Origin of the sequence: Lentilactobacillus sunkii DSM 19904, from assembly GCF_001435575.1 — a bacterium.
Taxonomy (GTDB): Bacteria; Bacillota; Bacilli; order Lactobacillales; family Lactobacillaceae; genus Lentilactobacillus; species Lentilactobacillus sunkii.
Window position 1 is genome coordinate 34,779 of record NZ_AZEA01000001.1, and the last position, 20,710, is coordinate 55,488.

Annotated in this window: 20 protein-coding genes and 1 riboswitch; of the genes, 11 read left to right on the top strand and 9 right to left on the bottom strand. The window is 40.6% G+C overall.

Annotation, left to right across the window (positions count from 1 at the left end; genetic code table 11):
- Positions 1-50: 50 nt before the first annotated feature.
- A complete protein-coding gene (locus FD17_RS00155; RefSeq protein WP_057822596.1) occupies positions 51-1,757 on the bottom strand; it encodes an NFACT RNA binding domain-containing protein in 1,707 nt (568 codons plus the stop codon).
- A gap of 132 nt (positions 1,758-1,889) precedes the next feature.
- On the opposite strand from FD17_RS00155, the gene FD17_RS00160 reads away from it, so the two are divergent.
- From FD17_RS00160 to FD17_RS00200, 9 genes are all read left to right on the top strand, one after another.
- On the top strand, positions 1,890-2,303 hold the full coding sequence (locus tag FD17_RS00160; protein ID WP_057822597.1) for a MarR family winged helix-turn-helix transcriptional regulator: 414 nt from the start codon (positions 1,890-1,892) through the stop codon (positions 2,301-2,303).
- Positions 2,304-2,328: 25 nt separating this feature from the next.
- Complete coding sequence (locus tag FD17_RS00165) at positions 2,329-3,201, top strand: DegV family protein (RefSeq protein ID WP_057822598.1); 873 nt, start codon at positions 2,329-2,331, stop codon at positions 3,199-3,201.
- Positions 3,202-3,306: 105 nt separating this feature from the next.
- Positions 3,307-3,421, top strand: a riboswitch (THF riboswitch).
- A gap of 52 nt (positions 3,422-3,473) precedes the next feature.
- Complete coding sequence (locus tag FD17_RS00170) at positions 3,474-4,004, top strand: folate family ECF transporter S component (protein ID WP_057822599.1); 531 nt, start codon at positions 3,474-3,476, stop codon at positions 4,002-4,004.
- Positions 4,005-4,072: 68 nt separating this feature from the next.
- On the top strand, positions 4,073-4,420 hold the full coding sequence (gene folB, locus FD17_RS00175; RefSeq protein WP_057822600.1) for a dihydroneopterin aldolase: 348 nt from the start codon (positions 4,073-4,075) through the stop codon (positions 4,418-4,420).
- Between the two features lie 3 nt (positions 4,421-4,423).
- Complete coding sequence (gene folE / locus FD17_RS00180) at positions 4,424-5,470, top strand: GTP cyclohydrolase I FolE (RefSeq protein ID WP_057822601.1); 1,047 nt, start codon at positions 4,424-4,426, stop codon at positions 5,468-5,470.
- A gap of 11 nt (positions 5,471-5,481) precedes the next feature.
- A complete protein-coding gene (locus FD17_RS00185; RefSeq protein WP_057822602.1) occupies positions 5,482-6,804 on the top strand; it encodes a bifunctional folylpolyglutamate synthase/dihydrofolate synthase in 1,323 nt (440 codons plus the stop codon).
- On the top strand, positions 6,804-7,655 hold the full coding sequence (gene folP, locus FD17_RS00190) for a dihydropteroate synthase (RefSeq protein ID WP_082617091.1): 852 nt from the start codon (positions 6,804-6,806) through the stop codon (positions 7,653-7,655). Before FD17_RS00185 ends, folP begins: the two co-directional genes overlap by 1 nt.
- A gap of 14 nt (positions 7,656-7,669) precedes the next feature.
- On the top strand, positions 7,670-8,179 hold the full coding sequence (locus tag FD17_RS00195) for an NUDIX domain-containing protein (protein WP_420864812.1): 510 nt from the start codon (positions 7,670-7,672) through the stop codon (positions 8,177-8,179).
- 101 nt (positions 8,180-8,280) lie between these two features.
- Positions 8,281-8,694: a GNAT family N-acetyltransferase gene (locus FD17_RS00200; RefSeq protein ID WP_191983112.1), complete on the top strand. Its 414-nt coding sequence runs from the start codon at positions 8,281-8,283 to the stop codon at positions 8,692-8,694.
- A gap of 225 nt (positions 8,695-8,919) precedes the next feature.
- Here the strand turns inward: FD17_RS00200 and FD17_RS00205 are convergent, their stop codons facing one another.
- Entirely contained in the window at positions 8,920-9,762 is an 843-nt protein-coding gene (locus tag FD17_RS00205) for a LicD family protein (RefSeq protein WP_057822605.1), read from the bottom strand.
- A gap of 222 nt (positions 9,763-9,984) precedes the next feature.
- On the opposite strand from FD17_RS00205, the gene xerS reads away from it, so the two are divergent.
- Complete coding sequence (gene xerS / locus FD17_RS00210; RefSeq protein WP_057822606.1) at positions 9,985-11,082, top strand: tyrosine recombinase XerS; 1,098 nt, start codon at positions 9,985-9,987, stop codon at positions 11,080-11,082.
- A 49-nt stretch (positions 11,083-11,131) separates the two neighbouring features.
- Here the strand turns inward: xerS and mutY are convergent, their stop codons facing one another.
- The 7 genes from mutY to parE all read right to left on the bottom strand — a co-directional run bounded on the left by mutY (position 11,132) and on the right by parE (position 19,874).
- Positions 11,132-12,247: an A/G-specific adenine glycosylase gene (gene mutY / locus FD17_RS00215; protein ID WP_057823153.1), complete on the bottom strand. Its 1,116-nt coding sequence runs from the start codon at positions 12,245-12,247 to the stop codon at positions 11,132-11,134.
- 90 nt (positions 12,248-12,337) lie between these two features.
- A complete protein-coding gene (gene msrA / locus FD17_RS00220) occupies positions 12,338-12,859 on the bottom strand; it encodes a peptide-methionine (S)-S-oxide reductase MsrA (RefSeq protein ID WP_057822607.1) in 522 nt (173 codons plus the stop codon).
- A gap of 20 nt (positions 12,860-12,879) precedes the next feature.
- Positions 12,880-13,308, bottom strand: coding sequence for a peptide-methionine (R)-S-oxide reductase MsrB (gene msrB, locus FD17_RS00225; RefSeq protein WP_057822608.1), 429 nt, complete (start codon positions 13,306-13,308; stop codon positions 12,880-12,882).
- A 133-nt stretch (positions 13,309-13,441) separates the two neighbouring features.
- Complete coding sequence (locus tag FD17_RS00230) at positions 13,442-14,368, bottom strand: manganese-dependent inorganic pyrophosphatase (RefSeq protein ID WP_057822609.1); 927 nt, start codon at positions 14,366-14,368, stop codon at positions 13,442-13,444.
- 28 nt (positions 14,369-14,396) lie between these two features.
- Positions 14,397-15,356, bottom strand: coding sequence for a LysR family transcriptional regulator (locus FD17_RS00235; RefSeq protein WP_057822610.1), 960 nt, complete (start codon positions 15,354-15,356; stop codon positions 14,397-14,399).
- Positions 15,357-15,463: 107 nt separating this feature from the next.
- Positions 15,464-17,902, bottom strand: coding sequence for a DNA topoisomerase IV subunit A (gene parC, locus FD17_RS00240; protein WP_057822611.1), 2,439 nt, complete (start codon positions 17,900-17,902; stop codon positions 15,464-15,466).
- Between the two features lie 16 nt (positions 17,903-17,918).
- Positions 17,919-19,874 (bottom strand): DNA topoisomerase IV subunit B, encoded by a 1,956-nt coding sequence (parE, locus tag FD17_RS00245; RefSeq protein WP_057822612.1) that lies wholly within the window; start codon positions 19,872-19,874, stop codon positions 17,919-17,921.
- A 147-nt stretch (positions 19,875-20,021) separates the two neighbouring features.
- Between parE and plsY the strand changes: the two genes are divergently transcribed.
- A complete protein-coding gene (gene plsY / locus FD17_RS00250; RefSeq protein ID WP_057822613.1) occupies positions 20,022-20,660 on the top strand; it encodes a glycerol-3-phosphate 1-O-acyltransferase PlsY in 639 nt (212 codons plus the stop codon).
- The last annotated feature ends 50 nt before the right edge of the window (positions 20,661-20,710 follow it).

The following is a 20,710-nucleotide window of genomic DNA, read 5'->3' on the forward strand; positions in this document are numbered from 1 at the left end:
AAAAAGCATTTCGACTAAGTGGCTTATCAGCCAATATTGTCGAAATGCTTTTATTTTCTTAATTTATCAACCAAGTCTTCATCTGGTGTGACAAATAAAGTTGTTTGGTTATCATAAATGACATACCCGGGTTTTGTTCCATTTGGTTTGCGAATATTTTTAACCTTTGTATAGTCGACCTGTACTTTTGAAGACTCACGGGCTTTGGAGAAGTATGCCGCCAGATTAGCCGCCTCTGCCAACGTCTGTTCGGATGGATTAAAGCTGCGAATAATAACGTGAGAGCCTGGAATGTCCTTGGTGTGCAGCCAGGTTTCCCGTTTATCGGCAGTGTGCATGGTCAGTTTTTCGTTCTGTAAGTTGTTTTTACCAACAAGAATTTCTGTGCCGTCAGTGGATTCAAAACGTTCCGGTTTGGCGATCTTCTGACGTTTGTTCTTCTTCTTTTTATTTTGTTCATGGTCACGCAGGTAATGTCCCTGTTCCAATTCGTAGCGGATATCCACGAGGTCTTGTGGGTTAGCCAGTTCAATTTGTGACTGAATATTTTCGAAGTAATCAATCTCTTGTTGAGTTAGCTTAATTTGTTCACCAACAAATTTCACTGCATTCTTCAATTTTTGGTATTTTTTGAAGAACCGTTGCGCATTTTGAGAAGGGGACTGTTGATTGGAGAGTTGAATGGTGATCAACTTGTCTTCATCATAATAGTTGGGAAGTTCAATTGATTTCATCCCGCGATCAACTTTGTTAAGGTAGGTCGTTAAAATCTCACCCTTGATCCGATAATCATCCGCATTCTCAGTTTCTTTCATATCTCTTTGAAGTTTCTTCAACTTGGTTCGGTTTTTTTTGAGCTGTTTTTTTACAACTTGAATTAAAACCGATCCTTGTTCACGCACCCGATCCCGTTGCGCTTTGCTGGCATAAAAAGCATCCAATAATTCACTTAATGTCGAGAAAGTTTTATTTTTCGTTGTATCTGGATAGGGAAATGCGGTAAAATTAATCTTGTTACCTGCAATATGGCTAAAGGTTGGCTTTGGATTATTGAATTGTTCAAAGAAATCGTGAAAGTTTTTCTCAATATTTTCATCTTTATGCAAACTACTTGCTAATGCCAAGGATGTGTCATTACCCAATCCTTGGATGGTCTTTCGTAAATTATCAGCTAGCATGTCCACATTAGGAAAATCTGTTATTAGACTCTTTATTTTCGCGAATTCAGTTATCGTAAATGGATTTTGTAGATCCTGCTTGGGTGGTTTTACATAGGTTGCGCCTGGGAGCAATAATCGGTACCGATTGACATCTGAGCCAACGTGTTTGATTGCGTCAATAATTTTCCCTGAAGCTTGATCAACGAGAATAATGTTGCTATGGCGTGCCATAATTTCAACAATCAGGTCCAACTTTGTTTGATCACCCAGTTCGTTTCTCGATGTGAACGTGAATGTCAAGACTCGGTCGTTCTCTTGTTGAGAAATATCAGACAGAATACCGCCACTCAAATGTTTCCGGACGATCATTGTAAAATTGGTTGGGACTGCCGGGTTGACATATGGGACTTTTGTAATCTGAACCCGTGCATAGGTTGGGTTTGCCGATAGCAATAGCTGTTGATTCTTTCCATGTGCGCGGATTGTTAATATCAATTCATTAGGATAGGGTTGATTAATTTTGCTGATTCTTCCAGTTTGCAGAAGATCAGTTAATTCATTTTTCATAGAATGGGTAAAAGAACCATCAAATGACATCTTATCACTCACTTTCGTATAAGTAGCATGTACTAGTATAGCGCACTTTCTTGGCTGATGCTAAGGAAGACACATGTTATTTGTATGTAATTATCAAATAGCGTATACTAATTTTTCGGAGGTCTTTTCATCATGAAGGATATTCTTGTGGCACTCAATTCTGCTGCTCAAAATCATCGGTCTCAACTATTTAACATAACCAAGGCAACCGGATTGACCATTTCCGAATGGAAGCTGCTGACTCAAGTTATTGCCGGCAACACCACCCAGGAAATGTTGTCTGAGACAACTAAGTTGGATATCTCCACTTTATCTCGGCAACTGAAGCGACTGTTGGAAAAAGAAATGATTGAGAAGACCGCAGTGGGACGTGACAAGCGCCAACTGATTTATAAAGTAACCGAAAAGGGCAGCAAGTCCAGCCAATATGTTCAGACAGAGATCGATCAGCTGACTGATCGGGTTTTCAATCATTGGACAGAAGAAGAAAAGAACTTACTGAAGATTTTGATTAATCGTCTTGAGAAGAGTTTGAATCGAATTTGAATTTAATTATGAGCAGGTGAACTTAATGAAAATTGCGATCGTGACCGATAGCACGGCGTATCTGACTAAAGAAGAACAAGAAAAGTATAATATAACGGTTGTACCAATTCCCGTTATCATTGATGGCCGTGAGTATAAAGAGGGCGTTGATCTGACAACGGAGGAATTCTACGATAAGCTCAAGAACTCACAAGCTTTCCCAAGCACGTCTCAACCACCTATCGGAGAAATGATTGATCTATACAGCTCGTTGGCAGCAAAGGGTTATGATGCAGTTATCAGTATTCATCTCGCCAGTACAATTTCTGGCTTTTATAGTTCTTTAACTCAAATCTCCCCGACCATCGAAAATATTAAAGTAATCCCATATGACTCTAAAATTACTGTGAAACTAATGGGTTATCTTGCGATGCAGGCAAGTAAAATGGCACAACTTGGTCGTACTCCCGAAGAGATTATTACATATCTTGATGGACTCCGAAAGACAATTGATGAGGTCTTTGTAGTTGATGACCTGCAGAATTTGGTGCGTGGCGGTCGTCTTTCCAATGCCTCAGCTTTCATTGGCGGGGTATTGAAGATTAAGCCATTATTGACTTTTGATGATAAAAGCAATGAGATTGTTGCTTTTGAAAAAATTCGTTCCCGTAAGAAGGCATTAAAACGGGTTGAAGAAATTTTCTCCTCTGTTCAGCAGAAGGTTGATTACCCACTTCGAGCCTTGGTCATCAACGGCAATGACCCTAAAGCAGGAAATGAATGGGCGAATAAAATTCACGAACTTTATCCAGACATTAAGATTGAACAAAGCTACTTTGGTCCAACCATCGGAACCCACTTAGGTGACAAGGCATTGGCACTTGCTTGGATTAGAGACTTTGATCGCGATAATCTGTAATGTGAACTATTTTAATAGGCAGTCGCTTATCGTTCAGTAAAACACGAACTAAGCGATTGCTTTTTTTAATTCATGTGATAAACTTTAATAGTTACATAAATTAAATATGGGGTAGGATTCAATGCGTTAAGTGTCGAAGGAACGGAATGTGAACTTCGAACGAAAAATGACTGGCTGCGACTTGTCAGTCTTTTGCGGTATTGTTTCCGCATTCACTATGCTATTTAGCATTAACTAAATAATGGTGAGCTCCTTTAGGGAGATGCTTTATCATGAAGTCATTATCATTAAGTGGTCGGAAGTTGAGAGTGGTCGATATTGTTGTACTGGCGATATTTATGTCACTGTTGCTGATTCTCAGTCGTTTTACTGTAGGCGTTCGAATCTGGCGCCTTAGTTTTGGATTTATTGTAATGGCAATTGCCAGTTCGTTGTATGGGCCATGGTGGTCCGCATCCATCGCAGCAATGGCAGACGTTATCGGAACTTTGACATCTGGCTCTGTTTATTTTCCAGGTTTTACTCTTTCTGCGATTCTTGGCGCGATGATCTATGGCTATTTCTTTTACGGTAAGAAAGTTACCGTGAAGCGAGTCGTCATCGCACAGTTGCTCATTATGATTTTTGTCAACACTATTTTGAACACATATTGGCTCACAATTCTCTACAAGACACCATTTTTAGCAGCTTTACCAATCAGAATTATAAAAGAAGTTGTTATCACACCAATTCAAATGGCGATTATTTATTTTGTCTTAAATTCTAATACATTAAAGAATATTCAAAACCGTTTATCCAGATAATTTTGTGCGACACATTGGCGTTTACGTTCAGTGGGCCGCTTTTTGTATTGACCGAAAGGAGTCTGTATATGTACCATATTCGAATGAATAATATGCAATTTCATAGTCATATCGGCGTTCTTCCAGAAGAAAAAGTCGTTGGCCAGGACATTCAAATTGACCTCGATGTTGAGGCGAATACCCAACCTCATGACGATTTGCTGACAACAACAGTATCGTATGCTGATTTTTACGACATTGTTGACCATATTGTCAGCAACAGCAAAGCTGATTTGATCGAAACCTTGGCCCAGAATATCATGACACAAATTAAGAAAGCCGATGCCCGAATCGGGACCGTCAAAGTGACAATTCGTAAGTTGGGACTGCCGATTGATGGTGTTTTGGACAATGTTGAAATAGAAATGGAGCAATAATTAATGAATGACGTTTATCTTAGTTTAGGAAGTAACATTGGCAACCGTGAGCTGTTTTTGCATGAGGCAATCGAAGCCCTTGGCAATGATGCTAACATTTTAATTGATAAAACAGCGGGTTTTTACGAAACCTCACCGGTTGGAAACGTTGAACAGCGGCCATTTGTCAATACTGCTGTTAAAATTGCAACCACATACACGCCACAACAACTGATTCGATTTATTCATGAAATTGAGCAGGGCTTGCATCGGACTCGAACCATTCATTGGGGCCCAAGAACCATTGATATCGATATTGTTTTCTTTGGTGATCAGCAAATTAACACAAAAGAATTGACCGTTCCGCATCCAGAAGCATTTAACCGTTTATTCGTTCTTGTACCCATCTTGGAAATCATCGATAAAGGATTTCCTTCATATCAGAAAATTGAATCGACAATTTCTGCTCTTAAAGATAAAGATCAAACCATCCAAAAGTTGACATCCAATGAAAATTACAAGGGAACACTTCAAGCTTCTGTTCGACAATTATTGACAACAGTTGGTGAAAATCCGGATCGGCCGGGTCTGGTGGAAACCCCTGATCGGGTTGCCAGAATGTATGGTGAAATCTTTTCATCGATCGGAATTGAAGATTTTGATGACTACAAGTTATTTGATGCCCCGGTCAGTCAAAGTTCCAAGATGGTCATGGTTAAAGATATTCCATTCTATTCCATGTGTGAGCACCATATGATGCCATTCTGGGGAAAGGTCAGCGTTGGCTATATTCCTGACCACGGGAAAATCATTGGATTGAGTAAGATCCCGCGCCTAGTTGATTTTGTATCACACAAATTAAGTTTACAGGAAAAAGTGACGAATGATATCATCACTCAAATGAACAAGATTCTGCAGCCTAAAGGGGTTGCTGTGTTAATTGACGCCCGTCATATGTGTGTCGAGATGCGTGGTGTCAAGAAGACCGGTTCTGTGACTCGAACTACAAGTTTCTCAGGTATATTTCAAACCGATGAGCAGCTGCAAAGCGAGTTTATGAGTTCAATTTAAGGTGATTTGATATGGCAGAAAATAACAATGAAAGTAAGCAGGGGTTTTCCGGATTCTTATATGACCAAGGTGACCGGATTGCCTTACTGAAGCGGGTTTTAAAAGCATTAGGAAACCCTGATACTGATTTTTTGATCATTCATGTTTGCGGTACTAACGGCAAAGGCTCCACTGCGAAAATGATTGCTAATTTATTGGCCAACCTGCATCATCACGTCGGCTTATTTACCAGCCCGTTTATTGGTGACGTTACTAACAGCATCCAAATCGATAGCCAGAATATTGGAAAATCGGATCTCAATCAAATTTTGGGTTCTTTAAAGAAAACAATGAGTTCATCAGAATTTTTAAATGATGAATTATCATCTTTTGAAGCCCAGTTTGTTGCAGCGATGGTTTACTTTTCCAAGCAGAGCGTAGATTTTGTTGTGCTGGAATGCGGACTTGGTGGGGAACTTGATGCCACCAATGCGGTTACAACCACACTGTATTCAATCTTTACGAGAATCGGCTTGGATCACATTGGTATTCTCGGTGACACGATTGCCGAAATTGCGACTACCAAGTCAAAAATTATTCGTCCAGGGAACACGACAATTGTGGCGCCCAATCAGCGCGCAATATCGATGGAAATCTTAAAGAACGAAGCTCATATCAAAGGTTCTGGCCTTATTGATGCTTCTCAAGTGAAGATCTCCCAGAAGGCTAACGCCGATGGCAGTTCAATTATCAATTACAGGTACGGAAAGATCTCAGGATCTTTCAGGTTTAGTCTGCTGGGGACTTATCAGCTCGAAAATGTAGCAACAGTCCTGACTTGGCTGTTTGACTTTGCTCGAAAGAATCGTTTGGAATTGGACTATGATCATTTATTGAGTCAAACACTTGGCAGCATGATTGTTCCTGGTCGGTTTGAAGCCATTTCGTCTTCACCAAAAATCATTCTTGACGGTGCTCATAATCTTGATGCGATCGGGGCGTTTGTTGATACTGTTCAGTCAAGATACACTAACGAGAACAAAATATTTGTCACCGGATTTTTAAAAGACAAAGACTACCAGGATAATATTCGGTTATTAACGACCATTAATCACGCCGATTTTAAAATTACTCAACCCAACAATCCTGATCGAGCTTTGTCCGCCAAAAGTTTGGAAAAGGTGATCATTGAAGAGACCGGGAATGTTTATCAATCCTTTGACGATCCAATTGCCGCTTTAAAAGATGCAATATCAGAGGCGAACCAACGTCCGAACACAATTGTTTTTGTCGTCGGTTCATTTTATCTGTTAAATCCGATTCGAACATACTTAAAAACTAGGAGTGAGCGTTGATGAATAATACGGAGACAGCAATTCATTTTAAGGGAAGCAATTTTGACTTTGACATTACCAACGAACCAATTATTTATTCAATTTTGAACTTAACACCCGATTCATTTTTTGATGGTGGGGTGAATTCAAGTGTCGATAAGGTTCTCCACCGAATTGAAACCGAACTTTCATATGGGGCCAAGGTATTTGAAGTCGGTGGGAAATCATCCAAACCTCACTTTGATGATATTAGCCCGGAAGCAGAATGGGGGCGTATCACGCCTTATCTCAAAGCAATTAATAAGGAATTTCCCGACTTAACCCTCGCAATTGATTCAAATACGCCAGAGGTGATTAAGTGGGCACTGGATGCCGGCATTCAAATTATTAATGATATCGATGGATTTAATTCGGATGAAAAACTGAAGTTGGTCCAGGAATATCATCCATCTGTGGTAACAATGTTTAATGGCCGGAATTTTGATGAGCAGCCGGAAACCCTTGATCAAACGATGAACGACTTTTTCACTCAATCAATTAGCGATCTTGAAAATGCCGGCTTATCAAAAGAAAATATTGTCATTGACCCAGGTGTCGGGTTCTCTAATAGCAATACTTTAGAATTTGATATGATCAAGATGAAAGCAACCAAGTTTATGCAGAAGTTTAAGACGCCAATTATGATTGCGATTTCACGAAAGAGTTTCGCAAAACGGTTATTTGACGCCGACCTTGCCGATCGTTTAGTACCAACCGTGTTATTTGAAGCATATATGACCCAACTTGGTGGTCGGGTTATTCGTGTCCATGACGTGAAGGAAACTCACGAATTAATCGAAACTTTCAAAATTTTCCGAGATATCCTTAATTAGGGAGGAAAACAATTTTGTTGGATGAATTAATCAAAGAAATTGATGAATTGAATTCGCAATCTTTGCCATGGATTAATCAGGTAAAGCTCGATCATATTAAATTGATGCTTAAAGATTCTGAGAGCAAACTGCGGAATCGAAAGTCAGATCTTCATCTTTCTGCAAGTGCCATGGCATTTACTGATCAAGCAGGTATCTTTATTCGCCATCCATATCTGCATACAATTTTGTTGCCGGCGGGCCATGTTGAAATGGGTGAAAGTCCATTTGAGTGTGCTTTAAGAGAATTCCATGAAGAAACTGGGTTGAATGCCGATCCAAAGTTCCGACGGCTAATCGATGTTAATTTGATTGATATTCCGGCAAATCCAATTAAGCATGAAGGCGTTCATCAACATATCGACTTCCGTTACTTAATTCACTTGTTGCCAGAATTACCTGGTACAGCGGAACTTCCTGTTTTTTATTTAGATGAAGCGAAAAGCCCAAATGAATTTTCAAAATACTTTTTCTTAATAAAGTAGCATAGTTGTGGATGCTTGGCATATACAAGTAAATATGTATAAATAAGTGCCGCATAAAAAAATGTTCGGATCGACTACTTGGTCCGATTGACTAGAGGTGGATGAATATCATAAGTTATCAAAAAAATACGGCTATCTCTTTAACTGATTTGGTTCATTTATACGGAAGCGTTGGTTGGAAAGAATATACCATTGATTCAGCAAAACTCCAACAGGCTGTCAATCAGTCACTATTTGTCGTTTCGGCTTGGCATGGTGATAAGTTGGTTGGATTAATCAGGTGTGTCGGAGATGGCATATCGATTGTCTATATTCAGGATCTGTTAGTTTTACCGGATTATCGACGTCAGAAAATTGGAACAGAATTAATGAAGATGGTTGACACTGAGTATTCGGATGTTAGACAAAAAGTGTTATTGACCGAAGAAAGTCCGGTCACTCGAAAATTCTATCTATCGTGCGGCTATCATTCTGCAGACCACGGCGATGTGGTCGCATTTTATCATTTTCAATAAAAAGCATCCAACTTAATTGGATGCTTTTTATTTGTATTTAATTACCAACAAACAAATGGGAGAGGGACAATAAAATACCCAAGATTATGATTTTCGCTTTCTACTTTACATAATATATATTATACGAAGTAGTGTTGAAACAAAATAAATCAGCGATCTGACACCGTACTCGGTAACTGATCACTGATCATCTTTTTTTATTTTATTTCTTAATTCATTTAATTATCAACTTGCTGCTTGTTCCCAGTTATTTCTCAGTTCATTTTGGGTTCCTAGTTGGTAATTATCCACCTTTACTTCTAAAACGTGACGCTGAATGCGTTTCTCAAGCGGTGGTAATTTCATATAGTTTCCATACAGCCTCGTCAAGTATCCGTTATAGTCCGCAAGTATTGGAACCAACAAGTTTTCAAATTTCATTCGAATAATGTGATGAAATTCCCACGGTTCGATTAATTCTTGACCATATTCATATGGCGATGACATATTGATGAACGGCAGATTGTGATGACCATCATATTTAGTCATAACTGACAATCTTGTCTCATATAATTCATTTAAGGACATATCAGCATACTTTGACTGAAACAATTGTTGTGGTTCTGCATTTGGATAAAGTCGCTGTCTAATTTCTGTTAGTATCTCTGTTAAAGCAATTTTTTGCTGTTGTTGCTCACTGGCTTGTTTTGGCATCCGATCGAACGGAAACACATCAATGAAGATGCCATTTCGCGCTTTTGTCGATTCCCGACCATGTTCGATGATATGCGTACCAGCTGCCATAACTTTTGCAAAATCGTATTCATATTTTGGATCAAGGCGGTTTTCTTCAACAAAATACCCTGAATGATTCAATTTATGTGGTGCAATTCTTAAGAACTTTTCGAAATCTGTCCTGGTAAGACCAATGTCAATATCGTCGTCCCATGGAATAAAGCCGTGATGCCGTGCAGCGCCAATTGCTGAACCACCGGTTAAAACGTACGTTAGATGGTTCTTTGAGTTGACCTGGTCTACTTTTGTCAAGATTTCTAATTCAATACGATGAATTAAGTCTAAATTGATCATGATAAAACCTCCTTGATCAAACGATTATTTCATATCCAAACCTCTTTTATATTGGACTGTTCAACTCTTATCTTAATCCGAACAAGACCTTGGTCAATGAATACTGTTGATTATGCTATAATTAACTTAATAAAATAGACGTTTTATTAAGTTATGCTTCTCAAAATTATAAAACCCTCCCAAATAGCAAAATTAAATTAGATCATTAAGGAGTCATTAATTGTGAATAATCAACAATATCTAAAGCACAACGAGCAACTCATCAAACAACTTCCCAGCTATGTTAACGAGTATTATTTGGATAAATCCACGGTTCCGCTATCCCCCGCTACCTTATACCAGTATTTAAACGAGTTCCACCGTTTCTTTAGCTGGATGATTGATGTTGGGATTGCTGATGTTGATAAAGCAGAAGACATTCCACTTTCATCACTGGAACACTTCAAAAAGCAAGATATGGAGCTCTATAAGTCCTATCTGCTTAATCGTGGCAAACAGACAGCCAGTAATCCACAGGGAACAATTTCTCATCGAACAGTCAATCGTTCATTGAACGCACTTTCGGCCCTCTTCAGGTATTTAACCGAAGAAACTGAAAATGCTGACGGTGAACCGTATTTTTATCGCAATGTCATGAAAAAGATTGCTTTAGTGTCGGACACTGAAACTTATCAAACCAGAGCTAATAATATCAAGGATCAGTTGATGCTTGGTGATGCGGATATGAAGTATGTTGAGTTCATTAAAACTGGCTACCCAGCTGAGATCACCAACAAACGGACGATTGCATTGTACCGGCGTGACTGTGAACGAGATGTTGCAATGAACGCATTAATGCTCGGGACCGGTATCCGGGTTTCGGAATTGACCAATGCAAACATCAAAGATTTAAACTTGCATAAAGCAACAATCTCGGTGCGGCGCAAAGGTGGTAAACGCGATTTAGTGCCGATTGCGGCCTGGGTTATCCCATATCTAACGCAGTACCTGGAGATCCGAAAAAGCCGATACATGGCAAACAAAGACACCCCTGCCCTCTTTTTAACGAAAGGGGCAAGCCAACCTCGACGGATTTCCACTGCAACCGTCGAATTGCTGGTCGCTAAGTATTCTCAGGCATTTAACCATGTGCGGATTACACCGCACAAATTACGCCACACTTTGGCCTCCAAACTATACTTAGAGACAAATAATGAACATTTGGTAGCTACTCAGCTGGGCCAGACTTCAACAAAAGCAACCGGATTGTATACTCATATCATTGATACCAAGCAACGAAAAGCGCTTGATAATCTGCACAAAACAGATGACAAAGAGTGACGGTTGAGACAAGGAAACCACTTCATCGAAACTTTAAGACGAAGTGGTTTTATTTTGATTTGACTGCTTTTTCATATGTTGCCCACATCTTCTGTTGAACTTTTGAAAAAGCGATTGTATGGAAGTTTGCAGTTTCGATCCACTTACCCGGAAAATAGCTCAGGTCTGAGTCGAAAGATAACGTTCCTTCCAGTAACGTAATATGCCATTGTTGGTGCGTAAATGTATGAGTAATTGGTTTGGCATTTACTTTGTGCAGATGCACAGGCAGTTGATACTCATCATGTATCTCATTTTCAGCCCGGTTGATAAGGATTCCCTCTGAGTCGGATTTATCTTTTATCAATCCCTGCTGATCAAATAATGGAAACATCCAAAAATTAGCAAGAATCCCAGTTGTGGGTCGCTTTTCAAATAGATAATTGTTATCAGAATGCAGAACAATTCCAAAGTAATCGTGAGGGACAGGCCTTTTTTTCTTGGTCTTCACAGGAAATTGATCTTCAATCCCATCACGATAGGATTGATTAAATGCTTTCACTGGCGACTGATTTGTATCATAATTTGTGGCCGTCATATAACTTGCACCCAAATCCATGATGGCCTGATTGAAGTCCCCTGGGCGATCTTTTGAGATAATCTGATTCACAACGGTTTCAAATATCTTCCTGGTTTGAGGCTTTGCAACATCGTCGTCAATTTCCAGCAATCGCGAAAAGACGCGGAATGCATTCCCATCAATTGCCGCAACTGGTTGGTTAAAAGCAATACTGGCAATTGCACCAGCAGTATACGGCCCAATTCCACTTAGTTCCTTTAAGCCGCTAACCGTTGTTGGCCAATTACCATGATAATCGTTCACAATTTGTTTTGCCGCTCTTTGCAAATTCCGTGCTCTGGAATAATAACCCAGTCCTTCCCAGGCTTTCATGAGGGAACCTTCATCTGCTTCCGCTAATGCTTGGACAGTCGGAAACTGCTTCATAAAGTTTAAGTAGTATGGAATCACTGTTTGGACTTGGGTCTGCTGCAACATGATTTCGGAGACCCAAATATGATAAGGATCGTGATCCTGACGCCAGGGAAGAATTCGCTTGTGGTGATCGTACCAGTCGAGTAAGGTTGCTTGAAATTTTTCAATTGTATCTTCTGACCATTCGATCATCCTGAAGCCCTTTCTTTCTGAATAATATTTTGAATAAAATGATACGAAAAACAGCAAGCTTTCCATGTGTCGGCTTGCTGTTTGACATGATTATTGTTTTTGCCAATTTTTCTTGATGAACTTTTCTCGTCCACCCATCTCTTCCATTTGATATCTAAGGGGATTCTTTTTGTAGAATTCTTGATGTTCTTCCTCGGCTGGATAAAAAGGTTTGGCATCTTCAATCTGAGTCACAATTGGGCTGTCAAATTGTTCACTTTCGGCTAGCTGCTTCTTGGAAGCTTCAGCGATTTTTCGTTGGGCTTCATCTTTCACAAAAATAACTGGTCGATAGTTATCACCACGATCCTGAAATTGACCCATAGCGTCGGTTGGATCAGTTTGGTGCCAGTAGATTTCAACCAATTGTTTATAACTGATGACATCGGGATCATAGACAACTTCAACCGCTTCAGTATGTCCGGTCGTGTGGCTTGATACCTGTTCATAAGTTGGGTTTGGCACGTGACCGCCTGTATAGCCGGAAACGACTTTGTTAATTCCAGGCATTGTATCAAACGGCTTAACCATGCACCAGAAACATCCACCTGCAAAAATTGCTGTATCTTCCATTCAATGCACCTCAATTTCGTTTATTCAAATAATTGTTTATATTTACTGTATCCCTTAGCGTCCAATTCATCAACTGAAATAAACTTTAAGGCTGCTGAATTAATACAAAATCTGTGGCCGCCGGCGTCCTTTGGTCCATCTGGAAAGACATGGCCAAGATGTGAGCCGGCTTCCTTGCTGCGGACCTCTTCACGGATCATGCCATGTGACATATCCAGATGATTGTCGATATGCTCCGTGTCAATCGGTTTTGTAAATGATGGCCAGCCACAGCCTGCATCATATTTATCCTTAGATGAAAATAGTGGTTCTCCGCTCACGACATCAACGTAAATACCTTCCTTGTAAAAGTCATCATACTCACCGCTAAACGGTGCCTCAGTGGCCTTTTTTTGCGTTACGGCGTACTGTTCGGGTGTGAGCTTGCTCTTGAGGTCTTGTTTGTCCATATGAACCCTCCATTCAAAAATAGGTTGTACACAATATAACTGATTTTATTATAGGGGTCAATGCTTTGAAAGTAAACAAAAACGGCCACACTAATCCAGTTGATTAGTTGTGGCCGTTCAAATAATAATGTGATTAGCTTAATGCATCTGTCAATGGAGGCACAATTTGTTTCTTACGAGAAACAACGCCTGGAAGTGACAGGGTATCGTCAGCCAACTTGCTGTTAAATGCTTTTTCAACAGCAGATGCTGGTTCGCCGACAACAATCATCTTTGAATCACTGTTCAATACATTGGTGATTAAAACTAAGAACAAGTCGTAGCCTTTATCAGCAGCTTCAGCCTTCATGGCCTTTTCAATATCATCTTTACGTTCATTGATTTCACCAAACTCAACCACGTTGATTTGGTCAATTCGAACACTCTTACCACCCATGGTGAAGGATTTAGCGTCACCATCGATCAATTCCTGGTCACTCTTAGCCGAAACGTTGGTACCTGCTTTGAGCATTTCAATTCCATACTTTTCGTAATCAATGTCGGCAATTTCAGCCAAAGTCTTAACAGCAATCTTGTCTTCATCGGTTGTGGTTGGTGACTTGAGCAATAAAGTATCAGAAATGATTGCTGATAACATTAATCCGGCAAGTTGAGCTGGAATTTCAACTTTATTTTCATCAAACATTTTGACGATGATGGTGCTGCAGCAACCAACTGGTTCAGCACGGTAGTACAAAGGCTGGTCAGTTTGGAAGTTTGAAATTCTGTGATGGTCAACAACGTGGGTAATCGTTACATCTTTGATATCACTGACACTTTGTTGGAATTCATTATGATCAACCAGCATAACAGAATCAACTTCATTTTTAGCAGTTTTGATAATCCGTGGTGTTGGTTCGTCAAAATAATTAAGGACAAATGCGGTTTCTGAATTAGGTTCACCCAGGGCAACAGCTTCTGTATCATATCCCAACTTGTTTTGAAGATATGAATATGCTTTAGCAGCAACGATTGCATCTGTATCAGGACTTTGATGACCAAAAACTAATTCTTTACTCATTTAAATAATCTCCTTTTGTCTTATTAATTTATTCCCCTAAACGGGCTAAATAATCTTCTTTAGAGAGAAATTCATCAAATTTTTCCAAAAATCTTTCAATTCTCGGAATTTCGTTTTTGCGGTTCCGATAGACGAAGTTCAAGTCGAACTTCACTTTCGGATCCAATTCTGTTACCCAAATGTCATCATCGGTCAGCTTTTTGAGATCAATGTTCAACATGTACGATTTTGGTAATGCGGTATTGGTGTGTGAATTAATCGCAAACTTCAAAATCTGCTCAGGCATCGTGTAACGAGCAGCTACTTTTGGCCAGTCAACCATTTGATTTTTGAACGACTCACGTAAAGTTTGGTTCAAATAATAATCTTGTGGATACATGACCCAAGGCCGGTCGTTAACGTCCTTTAAACGAACTCGCTTGCGCTTAGCCAAGTTCGGATTGTGATGGATGAACAATAAGTCGTCGGAAATAATCTTCTTAGTGCTGTATGGTTTCCAATTCTTAATCGATTCATCAGGCAGATACATGATTGCCAGGTCGATTCGATTATTCTCCAGGCTTTCCCAAATTTCCTTACGTGTCAGCATATGAAAGTTGACTTCCAGATCAGGGTTTTCTTTATACAGTTCCAAAGCGAAATCTTCAAATACTTTGGTTTCGATTGAAGCCAGAATTCCCAAATTGATCTGTCCAGTCGTTGAACTGGTAGCTTGTTGGATCTGGTCGTTAGCGTCATTTAACAGGTCGTAAATTTGCCGTGTGGTCTTTAGCATGATCACACCTGCGTCAGTCAACCGTAACTTTTTGCCAACTGAGTAGAATAGTTCTGTTCCCATTGTCTTTTCAAGCTTTTTAATTTGTTGGGTCAGCGCAGGCTGAGTAATTCCCAAGATTTGAGCAGCTTGTGTGTAATTCATTGTTTCGGACAATTGGAGGAAATACGATAAAGTCTTAGATGCAAAAATATTTTCCTGAGTGGTTTTCATTCGGACTCTCCTTATCGATTGGTCCCTTGCGACCTTTAAATAATTAACAGGATACTGCTATTATGATAATTCTTATTACTAATACAATCAATTAATATGGTAAAAATTTAATCAATTGATAAGTCAGCAAATTTTGGTCGAATGGAAACAGGTGTCCCTTCGCTGTCAACGTCAATCACAAACGAGCCGTTTGAGTATCGGCCACCCAGTGAGTAATCGCTTGGCAGAATGTCATGGACCCGACGGTGATCAGTTCGAACTTCAAGGGGTTGATCTTCACTTGCAATGGTGGTGAAGTCAACAATTCGATGGGGATTATTTTTAAGTTCGTGAAGAATCATAACACCCTTGCGAGCTCTCGAAGTAACTGGAATTTCTTTGATGGCCAGCTTCTTAAAGGCACCTCGTTGAGTCACAATAGCAACGACACTTTTATCGTTAACCAACTGGAGATCGGTAACCTTGTCTTCACCGCGTAGCCCCATTGATTTAACACCGGTTGTCCGGGCACCGTTGACAGGTATTTCGTTAATGTCATAACGGAGCGCCAATCCATTTCTGGAAATCAATAATATTTGGGCAGCATCTTCCGGTGTCGGCAAATAATGAATTGAAACGACTCGGTCACTGTCATCCTTGAGCTTCTCGTATGTGTAAGCATGGCTCTTGTACGTTCTTCCCGGCTTCATGTCTTCAAATTTGGTTTGCTTAATATGACCTTCATCAGTTGTGATGAGGAATCGCCCTTTTTCTTTAAGGGAACTGAAAGCATAAGTGCCAATGATTTCTTCATCAGCATCAAGCCCAATCGTTTGAGAAATATGTTCTCCGGTATCTTTCCATTTGACATCGGCGAGTTCATAAACCGGTCGGTAAATCAGATTGCCTTTGTTGGTGAACATAAACAAGTGATCACGGGCATTTAACTGCTCCATAAAGATTGGATAATCTTCATCCTTCAAGCCGGTATCAGTTGATGAGGCTTTATATGAGCGAATGCTGCTGCGCTTGATGTAGCCATCGTGACTGACCATCACAACAACGTCTTCATCCGGAACCAGGACATCGGTATTGATCTTAATGTCTGATACTTCATCCTGAATTTCAGTTCTCCGCGCATTGCGGTAAGTCTTTGACAGAGCCCTTAATTCGTTGGCCAAGACTCGATTCAGTTCTTTTGGACTGTCGAGGATTTTGTTAAACTTGGCAATTTCATCTGAAAGGTGTTTGTGCTCATTTTCGAGTTCGGTCACATCTGTATTTGTTAAACGATACAATTGTAAAGCGACAATTGCGTCAGACTGCTTTTCAGAGAAATCGTATTCTTTCACCAAATTATCGCGAGCGTCTTTACGGTTCTTGCTGGCACGAATGGTCTTGATAACTTTGTCAAGAATTGAAAGTGCTTTGATCAGGCCTTCAACAATGTGTTGTCTATCCTGATCTTTCTTGAGGTTATACTTTGTTCGTTTCTCAATAACCTCCTGTTGGAATTCCAGATAGGCAACTAAAATTTTTTTAAGTGATAACCGTTCTGGCCGCATGTGTGAAATAGCGACCATATTAAAGTTGTAAGAAACTTGTAAATCAGTATTTTTGAATAAGTAGTTTAATATTCCTTTAGAATCAACGTCACGTTTTAATTCAACAACGATACTCAGGCCGTTTCGGTCACTTTGGTCACGGACTTCTGAGATACCGTCAACTTTTTTATTCAGCCGAATTTCGTCGATTCGTTTAACCAGCTGAGCTTTGTTGACTTCATAAGGAATTTCGGTAACGACAATCTGAGACTTGTTGCCCTTTAATGGTTCGATCGATGTTTTCGAGCGGACAATAATTTTCCCATGACCAGTCTCGTATGCTTTCTTGATGCCATCAATTCCTTGGACGATTGCGCCCGTTGGGAAATCAGGACCTTTAACGAACTGCATCAAATCGTCCAAAGTTGCATCGGGATGCTTCTGCAGGTACAAAATGGCATCGATGACTTCGCCAAGATTATGGGGTGGAATATCCGTTGCATAACCAGCTGAAATACCGGTTGACCCATTTACCAGCAAATTAGGAAATCTGGCTGGCAGAACGGTCGGCTCATACTCGGTATCATCAAAGTTGAGAACCCAGTCAACCGTGTCTTTTTCGATGTCTCGGAGCATTTCACTAGAAATTTTGCTGAGACGGGCTTCGGTATACCGCATGGCAGCAGGCGGGTCGCCATCCATCGAACCATTATTACCGTGCATTTCAATTAATGGCTCTCTGACTTTCCAGTCCTGGCTCATTCGAACCAACGCCTCATAAATCGAACTATCACCATGGGGATGAAAATTACCCATGACGTTTCCGACTGACTTGGCAGACTTCCGGAAAGCTTTATCGTACGTGTTGCCATCCTTGTTCATGGCGTACAGGATTCTTCGCTGAACAGGTTTTAGCCCATCCCGAATGTCAGGGAGCGCCCGTTCTTGGATGATTGATTTGGAATATCGGGCAAATCGTTCGCCCATAACATTTTCAAGCGTTAAGCTTTCAATTTTACTCATATTTTAGTCGCACCCCCTAATCATTGGTATTGTCCAAAATGCTGCCTTCTTCTTCCAAATTGAACTTGACGTTTTTTTCGATCCATTTTCGACGTGGCTCAACTTTATCACCCATTAATGTTGTCACGCGTTTTTCAGCAAGTGCAGCATCATCGATTCGAACGCGGATTAAGGTTCTGGTATCCGGATTCATTGTGGTTTCCCACAATTGATCGGCGTTCATTTCGCCAAGACCTTTAAACCGTTGAAGACTATATCCCTTTCCAAATTCTTTGGATACCTTGGTTAGTTCTTCATTTGTCCAGGCATACTGAACCTTTAATTTCTTGCCGGCACCCTTTTGAAGTTTGTAAAGTGGTGGCAACGCAATAAACACCCGGCCGTTGTCGATCATTGGCCGCATGTATTTATAGAAGAAAGTTAACAGCAGAATTTGAATATGAGCACCATCATCATCGGCATCGGTCATGATGATGACCTTGTCGTAGTTGGCGTCATCAATATTAAAGTCAGCACCGACACCGGCACCAATCGTATAAATCATTGTATTGATTTCTTCGTTTTTCATAATTTCAGGCAGCTTGGCCCGCTCAGTGTTCAGCACTTTGCCTCGGAGCGGTAAAATAGCTTGATAACGTCGGTCACGGCCCTGTTTGGCAGAACCGCCGGCAGAATCACCTTCGACTAAGAAAAGCTCATTGCGGCTGTAATCCTTCGATTGAGCTGGGGTCAGTTTACCGGATAATAAACGTTCCTGCTTCTTATGGCGTTTACCGGTTCTGGTTTCGTCCCGGGCTTTTCTGGCAGCCTGTCGCGCTTGACGGGCACGGAGCCCTTTGTGAACCAGAGTTTGAGCGAATTCACCATTTTCCATCAAATAGTAGCCCAGCTTTTCGCTGACGACACTATCCACGATAGACCGGGCTTCTGGTGTTCCAAGCTTCTCCTTTGTCTGACCTTCAAACTGAAGAATTTCTTCTGGAATTCTCAAAGAAAGGACAACGGAAAGGCCTTCACGGACATCACTGCCTTCAAGGTTTTTATCTTTTTCCTTGAGCATCCCGACTTTTCGGGCGTAATCGTTAAACGCTTTTGTCCAAGCGTTTCGAAGTCCGGCTTCATGAGTTCCACCGTCTTTGGTCCGAACGTTGTTAACAAATGACAGCATCGTTTCGGAGTAACCGTCGTTATATTGCGCAGCAACCTCGACCTCAACTCCGTCCTTTTTGCCGTCAAAATACATGACATCGCCCAAAGTATGCTTATCTTCATTGAGATATTGGACAAATTCTTTGATACCGTCTTCATAATGGAAGACTTCTTCTTGTTCTTGCCCGGTGCGTTCGTCGGTGAGTGTAATCTTGGTCCCTTTAAGCAGGAATGCAGATTCTCTCAATCGCTCCGAAAGCACAGAGAAGTTATAAACCGTACTCGTAAAAATCGTTGGATCCGGTTTGAAAGTGAGCGTTGTACCGCTATGAGCGCGTGTTTTACCAATCTTTTTTAATGTGCCAACCGGATGGCCACCGTTTTTGAAGTCTTCTTCGTAACGATAACCGTCACGGACAATCACAACTTTGAGCCAAGTCGAAAGAGCGTTAACAACACTTGCTCCAACTCCGTGAAGCCCACCGGAAGTTTTATAGCCCCCCTGGCCAAACTTTCCGCCTGCATGCAGCATCGTCAAAATGACCTCAGGGGTTGGTTTCCCTGAAGCATGCATACCGACTGGCATTCCTCTACCATGATCGACAACGGTGATACTGTTGTCTTTATGAATTGATACTTGAATCTCGTCCCCATAACCGGCCAAGACTTCATCAACGGCATTATCAACTATTTCATACACTAGGTGATGCAGGCCGCGTGAATCTGTGGATCCGATATACATTCCGGGACGCTTTCTAACTGCGTCGAGTCCCTCAAGAATTTGAATCGAGGAATCATCATATTTTTGTTTTTGCTTTACCATTCGTTATGACTCCTTTTTTTGCAATCTACTTCATAATAACCTAAATTTGCGGTTATTGGAATGAAATTTTATTGGCTGAATCCAAATTACATGCTAAAATGAGAATCGCTATTATGTTTATTAATTGCGATTACTGAGAGGTTTAAGATGAATTCTAATATTGAACAAATTATAATATTGTTAGTGGTAGCTTATTTGTTGGGCTCCATTCCAAGTGGGGTTTGGATCGGAAAAGTTTTCTTCCACGTTGATATTCGCCGCCATGGTTCAGGAAATATCGGGACTACCAATACATATCGGGTGCTGGGACCAATAGCCGGATCCATCGTTATGGCGTTGGATATCTCCAAAGGCGCACTCGCCACTCTGCTACCCACATTTTTCCATATAACAACAATTAGCCCATTAGTTTTTGGACTAATGGCAATTCTGGGCCATACATTCTCCATCTTTGATAAGTTTAAAGGTGGCAAGGCTGTTGCAACCAGTGCAGGGATGCTGCTGGCATACAAACCGGTCCTGTTTTTTGTGGCAGCTGGAATCTGGATTTTAGTGATCCTATTAACCAGCATGGTTAGTCTGGCGAGTATGATTGGATTTACCCTTATTACGATCGTCATCTTCTTTACCCACGACGTATTCTTGAGTATTTTAGCTGCGATCTTAACAGTGTTCATTTTCTATCGTCACCGATCAAACATCAGTCGAATAAGAAACGGCACGGAAAGCATGGTGCCCTTTGGCTTGGGAAACATGATCCGTAACAAAAAAAGTCCAACTAAGTAAATCAAAAACGAGTGATTCTGATTTTAAGAATCACTCGTTTTTTACAGTTT

Coding starts and splice junctions, on each gene's coding strand:
- parE (WP_057822612.1), bottom strand. CDS start 19,874: ATGGTAAAGCAAAAACAAAAATATGATGATTCCTCGATTCAAATTCTT.
- msrA (WP_057822607.1), bottom strand. CDS start 12,859: ATGGAAGATACAGCAATTTTTGCAGGTGGATGTTTCTGGTGCATGGTT.
- FD17_RS00230 (WP_057822609.1), bottom strand. CDS start 14,368: ATGAGTAAAGAATTAGTTTTTGGTCATCAAAGTCCTGATACAGATGCA.
- folB (WP_057822600.1), top strand. CDS start 4,073: ATGTACCATATTCGAATGAATAATATGCAATTTCATAGTCATATCGGC.
- plsY (WP_057822613.1), top strand. CDS start 20,022: ATGAATTCTAATATTGAACAAATTATAATATTGTTAGTGGTAGCTTAT.
- folP (WP_082617091.1), top strand. CDS start 6,804: ATGAATAATACGGAGACAGCAATTCATTTTAAGGGAAGCAATTTTGAC.
- FD17_RS00155 (WP_057822596.1), bottom strand. CDS start 1,757: ATGTCATTTGATGGTTCTTTTACCCATTCTATGAAAAATGAATTAACT.
- FD17_RS00165 (WP_057822598.1), top strand. CDS start 2,329: ATGAAAATTGCGATCGTGACCGATAGCACGGCGTATCTGACTAAAGAA.
- FD17_RS00185 (WP_057822602.1), top strand. CDS start 5,482: ATGGCAGAAAATAACAATGAAAGTAAGCAGGGGTTTTCCGGATTCTTA.
- FD17_RS00200 (WP_191983112.1), top strand. CDS start 8,281: ATGAATATCATAAGTTATCAAAAAAATACGGCTATCTCTTTAACTGAT.
- msrB (WP_057822608.1), bottom strand. CDS start 13,308: ATGGACAAACAAGACCTCAAGAGCAAGCTCACACCCGAACAGTACGCC.
- FD17_RS00160 (WP_057822597.1), top strand. CDS start 1,890: ATGAAGGATATTCTTGTGGCACTCAATTCTGCTGCTCAAAATCATCGG.
- FD17_RS00235 (WP_057822610.1), bottom strand. CDS start 15,356: ATGAAAACCACTCAGGAAAATATTTTTGCATCTAAGACTTTATCGTAT.
- mutY (WP_057823153.1), bottom strand. CDS start 12,247: ATGATCGAATGGTCAGAAGATACAATTGAAAAATTTCAAGCAACCTTA.
- FD17_RS00205 (WP_057822605.1), bottom strand. CDS start 9,762: ATGATCAATTTAGACTTAATTCATCGTATTGAATTAGAAATCTTGACA.
- folE (WP_057822601.1), top strand. CDS start 4,424: ATGAATGACGTTTATCTTAGTTTAGGAAGTAACATTGGCAACCGTGAG.
- parC (WP_057822611.1), bottom strand. CDS start 17,902: ATGAGTAAAATTGAAAGCTTAACGCTTGAAAATGTTATGGGCGAACGA.
- FD17_RS00170 (WP_057822599.1), top strand. CDS start 3,474: ATGAAGTCATTATCATTAAGTGGTCGGAAGTTGAGAGTGGTCGATATT.